General features: G+C 46.2%; 13 protein-coding genes. All 13 read right to left on the reverse strand.

The genetic code is table 11. From position 1 onward, the window contains the following. Positions 1-33: 33 nt before the first annotated feature. On the reverse strand, positions 34-1,434 hold the full coding sequence (locus tag EJP77_RS17000) for a polysaccharide deacetylase family protein (protein WP_127200447.1): 1,401 nt from the start codon (positions 1,432-1,434) through the stop codon (positions 34-36). Positions 1,435-1,504: 70 nt separating this feature from the next. Beyond that, a complete protein-coding gene (locus EJP77_RS17005) occupies positions 1,505-3,157 on the reverse strand; it encodes a peptidoglycan D,D-transpeptidase FtsI family protein (protein WP_342773032.1) in 1,653 nt (550 codons plus the stop codon). Positions 3,158-3,434: 277 nt separating this feature from the next. After that, entirely contained in the window at positions 3,435-5,582 is a 2,148-nt protein-coding gene (locus EJP77_RS17010; protein WP_127200448.1) for a methyl-accepting chemotaxis protein, read from the reverse strand. A gap of 227 nt (positions 5,583-5,809) precedes the next feature. Next, entirely contained in the window at positions 5,810-7,144 is a 1,335-nt protein-coding gene (locus EJP77_RS17015) for a peptidase U32 family protein (protein ID WP_127200449.1), read from the reverse strand. Between the two features lie 11 nt (positions 7,145-7,155). Further along, the gene (locus EJP77_RS17020) at positions 7,156-8,088 is read right to left on the reverse strand and encodes a peptidase U32 family protein (protein ID WP_127200509.1); all 933 of its coding nucleotides are present in this window, start codon (positions 8,086-8,088) and stop codon (positions 7,156-7,158) included. A gap of 22 nt (positions 8,089-8,110) precedes the next feature. Continuing rightward, a complete protein-coding gene (gene mltG, locus EJP77_RS17025; RefSeq protein ID WP_425464261.1) occupies positions 8,111-9,163 on the reverse strand; it encodes an endolytic transglycosylase MltG in 1,053 nt (350 codons plus the stop codon). A 99-nt stretch (positions 9,164-9,262) separates the two neighbouring features. Then, positions 9,263-9,565, reverse strand: coding sequence for a DUF1292 domain-containing protein (locus EJP77_RS17030; RefSeq protein WP_127200450.1), 303 nt, complete (start codon positions 9,563-9,565; stop codon positions 9,263-9,265). Beyond that, positions 9,558-9,872, reverse strand: a complete 315-nt coding sequence (locus EJP77_RS17035; RefSeq protein ID WP_127200451.1) for a DUF1292 domain-containing protein — start codon at positions 9,870-9,872, stop codon at positions 9,558-9,560. Before EJP77_RS17035 ends, EJP77_RS17030 begins: the two co-directional genes overlap by 8 nt. Before the next feature lie 12 nt (positions 9,873-9,884). Next, positions 9,885-10,301, reverse strand: coding sequence for a Holliday junction resolvase RuvX (gene ruvX / locus EJP77_RS17040; protein ID WP_127200452.1), 417 nt, complete (start codon positions 10,299-10,301; stop codon positions 9,885-9,887). Positions 10,302-10,334: 33 nt separating this feature from the next. Further along, entirely contained in the window at positions 10,335-10,595 is a 261-nt protein-coding gene (locus EJP77_RS17045) for an IreB family regulatory phosphoprotein (protein ID WP_127200453.1), read from the reverse strand. A 135-nt stretch (positions 10,596-10,730) separates the two neighbouring features. Continuing rightward, positions 10,731-13,358 carry an alanine--tRNA ligase gene (gene alaS / locus EJP77_RS17050; protein ID WP_127200454.1) on the reverse strand — a complete coding sequence of 876 codons (2,628 nt, stop codon included), beginning with the start codon at positions 13,356-13,358 and terminating at the stop codon, positions 10,731-10,733. A 368-nt stretch (positions 13,359-13,726) separates the two neighbouring features. Next, positions 13,727-14,794 carry an AI-2E family transporter gene (locus EJP77_RS17055; RefSeq protein ID WP_127200455.1) on the reverse strand — a complete coding sequence of 356 codons (1,068 nt, stop codon included), beginning with the start codon at positions 14,792-14,794 and terminating at the stop codon, positions 13,727-13,729. A gap of 197 nt (positions 14,795-14,991) precedes the next feature. After that, the gene (locus tag EJP77_RS17060; RefSeq protein ID WP_185897386.1) at positions 14,992-15,201 is read right to left on the reverse strand and encodes a hypothetical protein; all 210 of its coding nucleotides are present in this window, start codon (positions 15,199-15,201) and stop codon (positions 14,992-14,994) included. Between the last annotated feature and the right edge of the window lie 12 nt (positions 15,202-15,213).

Consider the following 15,213-nt stretch of genomic DNA (forward strand, 5'->3'; position numbering starts at 1 on the left):
ACCCCTTCATCCATAAGATGAAGGGGTTTTGTATTAGTAAGAGATGGTTGCTTCAAGTGCCGGCTCCGTAGGTTCATTATCCAGCTCGGTGATTTGGCGATGTGATCCACTCACCGCAAATCGGCTGAGTAATAAATTAATAGGCATGACAATCAGCTTGGGTATTAACTGCTCGGAATGACGCTTTAAGCGCTGCTGCCCAGCAGGATGAATAACACTCATAAGAAGCTTCAAATAGGCCGTAGATGATTTAGCAAAGAATCCTTGAGGCAAATCAGTTACCGTAAATCCAAACTGCTCAGGTCCACGATTGATCATGCTTACTCCATACAGAGCCTTGATCTCCCCTAATTCAGGATGCTTGATTATATACTGGGCAAGCTCGGGCAGTGTCTTTTCAACCGCACGAATCATCTGTATCGCTAGCTGTACCGTAGATTTGGAGGTTGAACCGATCTCAAAGAGCTTTTTGTTATCAAAGTGCAATTCGAGGATCTGATCCCCCTTCTCCAATCGGCTGCCGTCGCGCATGTCAACCGGATTGCCGTGATACGTACGAGTTCGGAAGTGGAAGATGGGATCTTCCTTATTGGTCGTTTTGAGCTGAAATACGAAATGGAAGATCTTCTCCCACAGCAGCCACAGGAATACGACGGCCTTCTTGAACCAAGATAATTTAACTGGCTTAGCAGCCCTTGACCGATTGATTGAACCTGATCCCGCCACTGCGCCACCGGACTGGGCAATCATGTCATCAATTCGAATACTTCGCAGGCCCTGCTCTTCAGCAGCTTGGAGCACACGTTCCAGCGCCATCATCATATGAACTGGAGCATCCATGTTAGCTCCTAAGGTTGAGCCGCAATCATGAAGCAGGAATATCTCGCCTGGAGCGAGCTTATTCAGCATCCTCCGAGCCAAGCTATCCGCACCAAGCCGGTATCTCCAGTCCCCGAACATGGAAGACCACAACACGATTTGAATATCGTTCTTCCTTGAGAAATCAAATAAATTCACGATTCCCCATGGAGGTCTATAGTAGTGCGTATTGAATCCTGTAATCTTATGAATAATCTTATCTGTACGAAGGATCTGTTTCTTCACTGTACCTGGGCGCATAAGCCAGTTTGTTTTATGGACGTAATTGTGAATACCAATAAGATGGCCTTCATCGTACATCCTTTTAATGATATCCGGGTTCTTCTCCGCATTTGAACCTACAACGAAAAAGGTTGCCTTCGCATTGTATTTCTTTAAAAGATCCAGCAGCTGCGGAGTGTACACCGGATCAGGTCCATCATCAAAGGTAAGGGCAAATTCATGCTCTCCCTTCCCTCTTCTAAAGACACGAAATCCGAACATGCGGCTGATCAATCCTGGAATAAAGGCATACAACGTTGAAATGTAGAATAACCACAGCAGCAAAGTCTCCATGTCGCTTCTCCCCACTTTTCTTCTCACCATAACCTTGTATCTAATCTATTTTATCATATGACGTTAAAATTTAGGCGAGTTTTTTTGCTAATATATCCATTAGCTCATAAAACAGCTCTGTCGCCTGATGCTTTGCTCCTGGTTTTTTACTTTGGACAAGTACGGCTGCTGCATATCTCGGTCTTCCTACTGGCCCATACCCGATGAACCATTGGTCGTTCAATTTCTGTCCATTACGAACAACCTGGGCTGTCCCTGACTTTCCCGCAAGTTCCCATATATGGTCACGCAGCTTTCTCCCAGTACCTTCAGTCACTACTTCACGCATCCAGCCAAGTAGAGTTCTGGCCGTGCGCGCTGAGATCTTCCCCTCTGGTGAGACAGCACTATGAGGCTGTAAAGTTGCCAGCAGACTTCCGTTGGCATATCTTATTTCTCTTACCAGGCGCGGGGCCAGAACAGTCCCATCATGAAGAAGGGTCACAACCAGGTTCGCCGCTTGCAGGGGGGTCATAAGAACATCCCGCTGACCAATTGCAGTCTGAGCACGTACACCTGAATCAGGGATTGCTCCCTTTGTGTCAAAGACCTTTCCGGCTTCTTCCTGATCAATTTGCTTTATATCCGAGGCACCAAGAAATTTCTTCTCCTGCCAGCCGATACTTCGTCCAATCCCCATACGATGTGCAGTCTCTTCAATCTGGATAGCGGACAGCCTCTCCCCAAGAGCCGCAAATACGGTATTACAGGAGTTAACATACCCCTGTTCAAATGTAATTGGTCCATGCCCTCCCTGTTTCCAGCAGGACAAATGATACTTTCCATAATCACCTTTACAAATAAATTGTTCCTGTGGATCAGCCGCTTTCATTTCAAGTGCAGCAGCAGCGATAACCGTCTTAAATATGGAGCCCGGTACACTAGCTCTAACAGCTCTGTTACTCCATTGTCCCCCTATTAGATCAATGTGTTCTGGATTGTAAAAGGGCCTTGATACCATCGCCACAATATCCCCATTCTGGACATCGAGGACCACGACGGCGCCTTCCTTAAGCTTACTTTGCTCTGTCAGCTGCTCAACACTTTTCTGGATATCCTTATTAATCGTCGTTCTGATCTGCAAAGGATAATAGGGACTATCAGGTCCAGTAATTCGGGCTCCAATCTGCTCAATTGGCCTCTTATATCCGTCTACAGCTACATAAGCCTCTGTAGATTCGCCTCCTCTTAGAAAGGAGTCAAATGTTTTCTCCAGTCCTGCCCCCCCTACCTTCAAATTCAAAGGAAGAGGATGAGCAGAGAAATTATAAGCCGCATTCAGCCCCTTGAGCGTATCTGGCTGCTCGGAGACATAGCCGAGCCACTGGCTCCCTGAGACACCAGTCATGTATCTCTTGACTAAGGGGAGTGCTTCAATTCCACGTATTTTAAGCCCTGACAAAGCTTGTATTTTTGAAGGGCTGAGCTTAAATGGCTCTATGCCTTCTCTATCTTGCCAAGGCATTGGCTGTTTTATGTCAGCCCATTTCTTAGCCAATTCAGCAGGGGTTGTCTGTAATAACACTGCCAATTGGGATATTTTATGCTTATCAGGCTTAGGACTTACCGGAAATAGGATAGGGGTCCAGATAACTTTACCTGTCAGCATTCTCCCTTCACGATCGGTAAATTGTCCCCGTCCCGGATCAAGCTCTATTCCGAGTCGGCGTTGCCGTACTGCCATTTCATTTAAACTGTGTCCTCCACGGGTCCAATGCTTACTGTTAGCTGTAAGCTGCAAGTAACCGAGTCTGAACATCAGGATTACGAGGGCTGAGGTGAGTATTAACATACTATAGAATATTCGTTTCTTATGAATCAGAGACATGCAAACCCGCCCCATTTCCTGAAGATCTAACCCTATTATTTCCTGGGACATGATGATTACTCAGCGGTTTTAAAAAAAGAAAACAGCCATACCTACCGATTAAGGTAAGTATGGCTGTGAGTTTGAATTAAATTTATTCGACTGTAAATTTCGAGAGAGACTCTTTCAAGCCATTCGAAACATTACTGAGCTTATTGGACAATTGAACCAATTGTTGACCTACGCTTTGCTGTTCGTTACTGAGTGAAGCAACCTCTTCCGAGGTAGCTGAAGATTCTTCGGCAACGGCGCTAACATTGGCCATGGCATCCGAGAGGACCGTTTGCGACTGATTCAGTGCGTCGATGGACTCTGTTACAGAGCCAAGTTGATTCAGGAACTTCTCCATTTGCTGTTGAACGGATACGAATATTTCATTCGTCTCCTTCACCGAGCTGATCTGCTCTGCAAACAATGGATTCGCAGCGGCCAAAGCAGTAACGGTCTGATTCATTTCATCCTGAATCTGGTCCGTAATCTCCGCAACCATTGTAATCGATTGACGGGATTGCTCGGCTAACTGGCGAATTTCGTCAGCCACAACCATGAATCCTCGACCAGCTGCTCCCGCTCTTGCTGCTTCAATTGTTGCGTTAAGCGATAGGATATTGGTCTGCTTCGTAATATTCTGCATAACCTCCAACACTTTAAGTACTGATGATGTGCTGTTCTTTAGCGAATCTACCTTCTGGCTAAGTGCCTGAGTAATCTCAGCTGTAGAATTTGTTTTGCTCATCAAGTTGTTCAAATATTCTGTACCCAAGTGGCTTGACTTCTCCACTTCACGCGCAGAAGCCTGCATCGACTGGTTCGCATCAATAACGATATACATTTGATTGGAAATATTCTCTGACAAAGCATTTCCACGCTCAGCTTCATTAGCCAAGCTGCCTGCCCCGTTCGCAATCTCTTCCGTAGCAATAGCGATTTCCTTGGCGGAGAGTGCCGTTTTGTCTGAAGCCTGGCTCAGTTCAGTAGCTGTATCCAGTACTTCTTGAGCGGAAGCATTTGTCTGCTTAACAAGCTCGGTAATATGCTCCATCATCATATTGAAGCTCAATGCAAGCTGACCAATCTCATCTCTGGACTTATGTGCTACCCGAACACTTAGGTTCCCTTTCGCACCCTCTTGCATTAAGTTCTTCATGTTCCCAAGCGGACGGGCAATCATTCTAACCATCCAGATCCCGATAAGTATGGCAATCAGGGCAACAATTACAGCTGAAATGAAAGTGGTAACCAGAATCCCTTTAGCATCCTTAACCAAGTTGGCTGTGGGCAGAATGCCTACCAGCTTCCAGCCTGAAGTGACCTGGGTGTTGTATACAGCCAGCACCGGCTGCTTATCTTGATCTTTAGTGAATAAGGTTCCCGAGTTAGCCTTTTCTCCAGTTAGAGCTGGAAATTCTGTTTTCTTGTTATTTTCAGCTTGATCGGAAGAAGCGACGACCAAACCGTCAGGAGACAGCAACTGAAGTTCGGAATCGTCACCGAGACTGATTTTCTTCAATTGATCGGAGAGCACCTGAGTCTTGATGTCAGCAATCAAATAATAGTTCTTACTTCCACCGCCAATTGTAGTCATAGTCTTGATAACACGGAATACAGGCTCAATATTAGCTCCTTCGAAATTATCAACTCTCACCCATTTGGTAATTCCTCGATCGGAGAATTCTTTACCCGGATACTTCGACTTGATATCAGCCAGAAGCTGCTGATCAACGGTCCCTGCACTAATTCCTCTAAATGACCCATCGATCGGAATTATGTACACACCTTGAATCCCATTCGTAGAGAATACCCAGTTGTTGAATTTCTTGGAGATGGCATTGAAAATAGAGAACCGGTCATAGTCACTAGCGCCCTTGCCAATGGATACCAGAGCGCTCTGGATATCTGTATCCAGATAAGTCTGCTGAAGCCCGTCCTCGTACTGCTTAAGAATGATATCCAGCTTCTCTGAAGTTTGAATTATGGTCTGTTGATTCGCATCTTTTGCGGTATTCTCAATCGTACTCTTGGCCATCTGGTAAGATACAATACCGAGAGTCAGCACAAAAAACATTGTTGCGACAAAGAAAATTAAAAATAGACGGACCCCTACTGATTTGGAAGGATCGAGTGGACCCAGCTTAATGTTTTGAACACCTGTAACCGCTTTCCTGCTAAGCCCTAGAATTTTATTATTTCTAGTATTTGCTATAGCTTTTTCTTTTTTATCCTTCTTCGGACCTATTTTCATATTCTTTCCCCCGCCAGTTTCATATTTAAAGACATCCCACTGGTTAATCAGTCCTACCATTAATTTCTCTAGATCGTATCATATAGCCTATTTTTTCTCAATAATATTGGAAGTAATTCCTAGTATAATGGGATGTTATGAAAGGACCTATTTCTTTTATCGGCAGGTTTACGTAAAAAAAATAGACCCTTTACTCAAAAAATTGAGGAAGAGTCTAAAAATAGATTTCACTTCTTTTTACGCATCATGTCAAAATACCGTACCGGCTGCTCAACCTTAAGTTTGATCCGTTGAAGCGGATGCCGAGCAGCATTCAATTCATTGCCACTCTCGTCCCAGATCTGCCCAACCGTCTGTTTGAATACAGAGCCTCCAGGTCCGAAGAACTCGACTTCCTGTCCAGGCTTGAAATGGTTGCGCTGCTGAATGGTAGCCATCTTACTCTCTTCATCATACTCCAGTACAAGCCCTGCAAAATCATAAGGAGCGGCCTTCTCTTCAGGCTCATAAATATGATCTTCATGATCCGGTGTATCATAGAAGAATCCCGTATTTAAAGGGCGATTCGCCGCTTTATTCATCTCTTCAACCCATTCAGGTCTAAGTACATAATTGTCAGGATCGGCCATATAGGCATCAATCGCTTGACGATATACGTTCACGACCGTAGCTACGTAGTGGATGGACTTCATGCGCCCTTCGATTTTGAAGCTGTCCACCCCGACATCAATGAGATCGGGAATATGAGCTATCATACACAAATCTTTGGAAGACATCGTGAAGGCGTTATCCTCTTCGCTGAACAACGGATGCTGATTCACACCCAGATTAAACTGCTGGAGAACCCGGCTCTCCTTGGCTTCTTCTTCAGAGACCCATACTTCTTCAGGGCGTCCGTCTTCGAACAAATCATATTTCCATCGGCAGGATTGGCAGCAGCCTCCCCGATTGGAATCCCGATCAGTGAAATGATTCGACAATACACAACGTCCGGAGTAGGAAGAACACATTGCTCCATGAATGAATGCCTCTATTTCAATATCAACATGGTTCTTAATTTCTGCGATTACTTCAAGACTGGTCTCCCGGCCAAGCACAACACGGGGCAGCCCTTCTTCCTTCCAGAACTGTACAGCCTGCCAGTTCAGCGTAGATTGCTGTGTGCTTAAGTGGACTTCCAACTCGGGCACTACTCTTCTCGCCGTGTCTACAATGATCGGGTCAGCGGCGATAATTGCAGAGATCCCAGCCTCATGCAGATTACGTAAGTATTCTTCGATTCCGGCTATATCTTCGTTATGAGCGTAAATATTGGTAGCCACGAATACTTTAGCTCCATATTTCTTCGCGAACTCAACGCCTTCTTTCATTTCCTCGAAGCTGAAATTGTCCGCGTTGGAACGAAGTCCATATTTCTGACCTCCGATGTATACGGCGTCTGCTCCATAATGAATGGCAAATTTTAATTTCTCCAGGTTCCCTGCCGGTGCCAGCAGTTCCGGCTTGTCCAAGCGGTGACGTTTGCCTGTAAATTTCGGTGTGTGCTTCTCTGTTGTATGCATTTCGTTCCCCCTTAATACACCTGTTCTTTGTAAAAGAATCCGAATGAAAGCTCGCGCTCCGGGTCTTGAACTTCACGAATCGTATCCATCCATGTCTCCTGAAATTCGTAGCCTTCCGGGTCTTCAAAATAAGTATCGATCGCTGTCCGGTATACCTGGATGACTGTGCGATTATAACTTATCGGCTTGAGTATGGTCTCAATCTTGAGTGAGTCCATCCCTGCTCCTAGTAGAATATGAAGATCCTCTAGTATGCAGATATCGTCCGAGCTCATAATATGGGTGCCGTTGCTATCCTCAAAAATCGGGAATTTCTCATCCTGACGCTCGGCCTCAATAAGAAATAAACCTCGATCCTGTCCCAGATTCTCCCCTTGGACTGGACGGCCTTGATGCGTCATATAACTTTGTACCAGCTTACGCTTGGAGTGATAGATATTCGTCATTCCGTGAACCTGAACTTCAGCCTCAATTTGGAGATGCGGCTTCATTTCAGTAAGCTCGTCCATATTCAGCTCCCGTGCCAACAACACTCGAACAGCACCTTTAGAGCCCCAGTAATTTGCTGTTGCATAATTGGTAGAGGTCATTTCCGCGTTCCAGTGCAGGTTTAGACTTGGAGCATACTGCTGAACCGCTCGCAGAACTGCCGGATCGCCGAATTCGATTCCGTCCACACCTGCTGCTGCCAGTGCCTGAACATACCCCGAAAGTTCGTCCAGGATTTCATTGCTTATCAAATTATTCACACTTACATACACCTTGGCCTGATCAGCATGGGCAGCACGAACAGCCTCACTAATATCAGCAATATTCATATTTCCCGGCAGCCTGGTTCCGAACCTTTCCTCACCAATCAGCACCGCGTTAGCCCCGGCAGCGATATACTCCTTAACCTCTTGTAATGATCCCGCTGCTGCGAGAAGTTCCGGTTTGTTCCCCATCATGTTTAAAAACACCTCGGTTTTATTTAACTGTAGATTTACTTTTTTGAATATTCTTAAGATGCTCTGCGTACGTCTTGGCAAATAAGTGCTCCTGGGACCCGTCCTTCTTCGTAACATAGAACAAATAATCGGTATTCTCAGGTTCGAGTGCTGCCTCAATCGACTTCACACTTGGACTGGCAATGGGACCTGGCGGAAGGCCGTTATACAAATAAGTATTATATGGACTGTCCTTTTTTCTTAGGTCACTATTTAACAGACGTTCTTTGGGCTTACCGAGCAAATATTGGACCGTTGCATCAATTTCGAGCTTCATCCCTTTATCTAAGCGGTTGTAAATGACGCTGGCTACCTTTTTGCGTTCCGGATCTACCACAACCTCACGCTCGACAAGTGATGCCACTGTGAGTAGTTCAGGAAGCGTCAGCTTCCTCTTCTCAAGCTTCACTTTCCAGTCTGGAATGCTATCCAGCTTGGCCTGAAGCTCCTCCAGCATTCGGGTAATAATATCGGCCTCACTGCTGCCTTTCTTCAGTTCATAGGTCTCCGGGAATAATAATCCTTCAAGCCTGTAGATCTGTTTGTCGCTAGCCGGGAACTCCCGAAGCACGGGTACTTCAATGCCTGAAGGATTCTTGGCAAGCTTAAGGAATTGATCTTTATTAACAATACCTTCCTGACTTAATTTATCAGCCATTTGCTTTAGTGTATAACCTTCAGGTATCGTAAAATGGACCATGTCCGCTTTCACGACATCGCCACTGTTAAGCTTTCCGATAATCTGGTCATAGGTCATACCCGGACTTAATTCATAGATTCCGGCCTGAAATTTGGCTCCCTCTGACTTCATTTTCAAGTATGCCTTGAACATAAGTGAGTTCTTGATTAACCCTTCCTGTTTGAGAAGATCCGCTATCTTAGCCGTTCCCGCTCCAGACTTAATCTCCACCTTCACACTCGCCGAAGAAGAGCTTACAGGCTGCATCTGGTTGTAAGTGTAGACAGCTGCACCACCTAGTATGATTAAGATCACGATAAAAAAGGTGACCAGCCGTCGCCCTAGTTTGTTCAAAAATGTCAACTCCTCTATACCATACAAAAAGAGCGGTAAATTCCGCTCTTCTTGTAAAATGCTATAACAAAGCAGGATTAATCAATTTAAGAGTATAGACTACTCAGGAAAGGTAAGCTCATCGTACAGCTCAGATACATTCTCCCATTCATCATCATCATCAATGGTAACCAGTTCCAGGCTGCCCTCTTGCGAGGTAACGATCTTAAGGATCTCAGGCTCTGCTGACTTGCCATCTTCATCTGGAAGAAGAACAGCATAGGCTTGGCCGCCGATATCGAATTCTTTCTCGACACGGTAATAAGAGGTGTGCCCTTTCTCGTCCTGAAGCTCAACTACAGGTCCGAAGGCTTCCTTCACTCGGGAGCTCCAAATCACATGCTCAGCGGAAAACTCAGTCATGCTCTTCCTCACCACCCAATTCGTCAAGCAGGGTATTGAAGGTCTCCTCAACAATTTCCCACTCTTCGTCACTTTCAATAGTGAACAGCTTCAGATCTTCACCGTCTTCTTCGTAGCGGAAAGCATACACTTCTTCGCTATCTTCGTCTTCTTCTTCGGAATCAAGAGGAACGACCATCATATACTTTGCGTCAGAACCATCCACTTCGAATTTCATAATCACTTCGAATTCTTCTTCATTTCCCTCTTCATCAGGGATGTAGATAATTTCCGGTTCTTCCTCGTTATTCATGCGATCGTTAGCCATTTGCCATCACCCTCACCTTTTGCTCTTAGAATCTAAGAAATTTTGCAAAATCAACGTCGCAGCAATTTGATCCACGACCTGTTTGCGTTTTTTTCGGCTGACATCAGCCTCAAGCAGCGTTCGATGTGCCGAGACCGTTGTTAACCGTTCATCCCAAAGGTGAACCGGTAAACCTAGAATTTCCCGCAATCGATCGGCAAATTCCATGCAAATTTCACCGCGGGGACCTACTGTACCGTTCATGTTCTTCGGAAGTCCGACGACAATTTCCTCAGCATCGTATTCCTTCACAAGTTCGGCAATCCGCTTCAGTTCAGATTCGTCACCCCTGCGCTCGATCGTCTCGAGCCCCTGGGCAGTCCATCCAAAAGCATCGCTGACGGATGCACCGATTCTGCGGTCCCCGTAGTCCAAGCCTAATATTCTCATTTCTGTTCTCCTATTTCTGTAGAACAGAGCGGCTTACCTATGACCGGCTAAATAATACTTAACCAATTCCTCGATTAATTCATCCCGCTCTTTCTTACGTACCAAACTTCTAGCGTTGTTATGCCGCGGAATATATGCAGGGTCACCCGACAATAAATAACCAACGATCTGGTTAATCGGATTGTATTCCTTCTCCTGAAGCGCTGCATATACCGACAAAAGAATTTCCTGAGCTGAAGCTTCATGCTCATCGCCTGTGACGTTGAACTTGACTGTTTTATCCATGGAGTCCAAGATGACACCTCACTTCTACGAACAATTGCCCGCGGGAAATTGCAAGCGTTACAGCCTGCCTTCTTAACTATAACATATTGAGTAGCCCTTAAGGAAATATTTGAAGCGAGAAAGTATCCTGATTATGGAATTTTTTTATTGCGCTGAGGCTTGAATAAGCTGCTCTGAAAGCTTGAGAGCCTCGTCCAATTTGGATGCATCCTTACCTCCGGCCTGAGCCATATCCGGTCGGCCTCCGCCACCTCCGCCGCATAGAGCTGCGAGTTCCTTGACCAGCTTGCCGGCGTGGAGTCCACGCTTCACTTCCTGTTGAGGTACAGCCACTACAAAGTTTACTTTATCTTCTACGGCAGCCCCTAATACAATTACGGCCTCTGGCAATTTAAGTTTCAATTCATCTGCAAGTGTACGCAGAGCATCCATACTATTAGCCTGGACCTGTACTGCAAGAAGCTGGGTACTACCAACCGTCTTCACCTGACTTGTCAGTGCGCCCGCTTCAATTCCACTAAGCTTCCCTTGCAGGGATTCGTTCTCACGGCTAAGGTCCTTCACCTGCTGATGCAGAGCCTCAATCCGTTTTGGAACTTCACCTATATGAGATTTGAGCAGGGATGCAGCCTGTTTGAGAACATCAAGCTGGCCATCCATATATTCATAAGCCTGACGACCGGTAACTGCTTCAATCCGGCGTACACCCGAGCCAATTCCGCTCTCACTGATTAATTTGAAGAGACCAATCTGCGAGGTATTCTCGACATGACATCCACCGCACAGTTCTAGGCTGTATCCGCCAACTTGAACAACCCGGACCACGTCGCCGTATTTCTCACCGAACAAGGCCATGGCTCCCATGGCTTTCGCTTCATCAATAGGCTTCAATTCAATATTTACATCGAGACTGTTCCAGATCTGTTCATTAACACGCTGTTCGATTGTCGACAACTCTTCTTGTGTAATGCTGCCCAGATGAGAGAAGTCAAAGCGAAGACGACCCGGTTCAACCAAAGAACCTGCTTGGTTCACATGATCTCCTAAAGTCTCTTTCAGCGCTTTATGAAGAAGGTGCGTAGCGGTATGGTTCTTGATAATATCAGAGCGCAGACCGCGGTCAACAGCTGCAGTTACCGACTCTCCTGTACGCAGTTCACCGGACTGTACAGTAACCATATGAACGAACTGACCGTGCGGAGCCTTAAACAGCCCTTCCACTCTGGCATTACCAGAAGCATTGCGGATCTCGCCCTTATCACTGACTTGTCCGCCGCTCTCCGCATAGAATGGAGTCTGCTCAAGAATAATCTGACAGGATTCACCCTCAGATACCATGTCTACAAAAGCATCGTTAACAACGATGGCAACAATTTTCGATTCTGCAACAAGCTCATTATATCCAACGAACTCGGTTTTAGTCTCAAAGTCAGAGAGCACGCCGCCCTGAACCTTCATACTTTCGTTGTCATGACGAGCAGCACGGGCACGATCACGCTGCTGCTGCATCGCGGCTTCAAAACCTTCACGATCTACGCCTAATCCATGCTCGGCTGCATAATCCTCAGTCAAATCAAGAGGGAAGCCGTAGGTATCATATAATTTGAACGCATCTGGTCCACTGATCACTTTGCTGCCGGCTGACTTAGCTTCCTCGCTGATCGTGGCAAGAATGGCCAAACCATCCGAAAGGGTTTCATGGAAACGCTCTTCCTCCGTACGAACGACCTTCTCGATGAACTCCCGCTTAGTCACTACATCAGTATAGTAACTGCCCATAATCTCGCCTACCACCTCGACAAGTCCGAACATGAACGGACGATCCAGACCTAGCATCTTGCCATAACGAACTGCACGGCGAAGCAGGCGGCGGATAACATAACCCCGACCTTCATTCGATGGAAGAACCCCATCAGCAACTGCAAAGGATACGGTACGGATATGATCGGCAATGACCTTCATGGCCACATCGTTCTCCGTATTTTCACCATATTTCACTTTTGCGATTTCACTTGTCTTGGCAATGATCGGCTGGAAAAGATCCGTATCGAAGTTGGAAGCAGCATCCTGCAGAATTGAAGCAAAACGCTCAAGACCTGCGCCCGTATCAATATTCTTGTTCGGGAGCGGTGTATAGGAGCCGTCCTTGTTATGATTGAATTCAGAGAACACGACATTCCATACTTCCAGGAAGCGTTCGTTCTCCCCACCAGGGTAGCATTCGGGATCAGACAGATCACCATAAGCTTCTCCGCGATCGTAAAAGATTTCCGTACAAGGTCCGCAAGGTCCTTCGCCGATATCCCAGAAGTTGTCCTCCAGCTTCACAATTCGCTCCGCCGGCAGACCCAGCTTCTCGTTCCACAGCTTGTACGCTTCTTCATCCTCCGGATATACCGTTACAGACAGACGCTCAGGATCGAAGCCGATCCACTCTTTGCTGGTCAGGAATTCCCAAGCCCAAGTTACTGCTTCTTCTTTGAAATAATCTCCGATGGAGAAGTTACCCAACATTTCAAAGAAAGTGTGGTGTCTGCGGGTCTTACCCACGTTCTCAATATCATTGGTTCGGATACATTTCTGCGAGTTCGCAAGCCTTGGGTTCTCCGGCTTTACACGGCCGTCAAAATAAGGCTTAAGCGGTGCCATACCGGCATTAATCCACAGCAAGGAGGGATCGTTATGCGGGACGAGCGATGCACTCGGTTCAATTTTGTGTCCTTTGGATGAGAAGAATTGCAGCCATTTGGCGCGAATTTCACTTGCTTTCATAATGGGACAGCCTCCTAAACGTTTATATAAAAAAACAAAAAACGCCCCTGAATATCAGGGACGATGAACTCGCGGTACCACCCTGGTTACCGCTCTTGGTCTTCCGGATTATCCGGGAACTTAAGAACGATCTCCTTGATTGGCTGTTAACGAAAGCCATCCGGCGGATTTGGCCCGCTCTCTGAGATCTGCTTTCCGCACAACCGAAATTCAGGTTCTCTCACCCATCGTCACTCAGATGCTGTGCACCTAAATTAACGAAGGAACCTTCTCTCTGGGGGAATCCGGGCCTGGACGTACTTTATCTCATCAACGATTTGACATATACACTCAAGTATATAAGCCCCATGTCACGCTGTCAATTGGCTCTACACCGTCTTTCTGCGGACATAATAGGCATAGAAATGCTGAATAACTACCTTAAGAACGGCAAAGCAGGGAACAGCCAGAATTAGACCCGGGATGCCAGCAATCTCTCCGCCAACAAGCAAAGCAAAAATAATAAACATCGGATGCAAATGAAGCGTTCGTCCTACAACCTGCGGGGATATCACATTACTTTCAAGCAGCTGGCAAATTGTGTTGACCACAATCACCATCAGAACCATTCGCCATGAAATGGCCGAGGCCATAAGTACTGCTGGAGCAGCACCAAGGAAAGGGCCAAGATAGGGAATAATATTGCAGAGCGCCACCACACTGGCAAGGAGAAGCGCGTAAGGCATTCCGATGATCATATACCCAATATAAGCAAAGGTTCCAATAATGACGCATACCAAGAGCTGACCCCGAATGTAGCTTCCCAGCGCTTCGTCAATTTCTTTCATCAGCAGCACGATTGATTTGCGTCTTGTATGCGGGAGATAGGTGATAATCATCCGCTCGATGACTTCGAAATCTTTTAGCATATAGAAAATAAGAAACGGAATGATGAACGCATTAAAAATCACGCCAATCGTCGCTCCTATATTATTCATGAAATCAGAGATTCCGGCTGCGAGCTTTTGTTCAAATTGAAAAAACCAGTTGTTCATCCCCATACGTACCCCATTCGGCAAAAAAGAAGTATCCCAGCTGTTCATGATCTGTTGAGTATGCAGCGTAAGCTCAGGCAGATGCTCACCAAGCTCCTGAAGCTGATTCATGAACATGGGGATCATATTGGCCAGAATGACCGCAAGGCTCGTCAGAAATACAGCGTAAATCAGAAGTACCGCTGCAGTGCGGGGAACCTTACGTTCTCCAAGCAGCTTGACGATCGGATTCAGCACGTAGGAAATAATCAAGGCAATGACAAATGGAGCAAAGATCACCTTCAGGAAGCTGAAGAAAAGTACAATAACCGGCTTGAGCAGCCACAGGAAGTATACAATGATAAGTCCCAGCAGTACCCATAGGCCATAGCGGAACATCTTGCTGTTCCAGAATGGTTCCATTCGTATTCCCTCCCTCTAGACGGACTGGCTGTATGTATGTAGAGAGTATATGCGCAGGCAATGGAAAATAATCGGGTGAAGGGACAAGTTAGATCAAAAAGCGAAAAACAAAAGCCGCTTGCCCGGAAAGCTCCACTCAAGGAGCCCACCAAGCTAAGCGGCTAAAAGGATCTCATATGTACAAGGAACGGAAATCCTTAAGAAGATGCGTGTATATGAGGAAAGTCCTGAACCATTTCCTCGCCAAAGAACAGATCATCCAAAGAACTCAGTGTTCCGTCCTCCTCAACTTGATACACGGACATTTTCTCCCCGTTCACGGTTAGTTCAATAAAGCAGCCCCAGCAATAAAACTGGTGAGAACCAATCTTGCCTATATCTTTTGAGCTACAATTTGGACATTTCATCATCGTATCACA

The organism is Paenibacillus zeisoli, assembly GCF_003994465.1.
In the GTDB taxonomy this organism is placed as follows: Bacteria; Bacillota; Bacilli; order Paenibacillales; family Paenibacillaceae; genus Fontibacillus; species Fontibacillus zeisoli.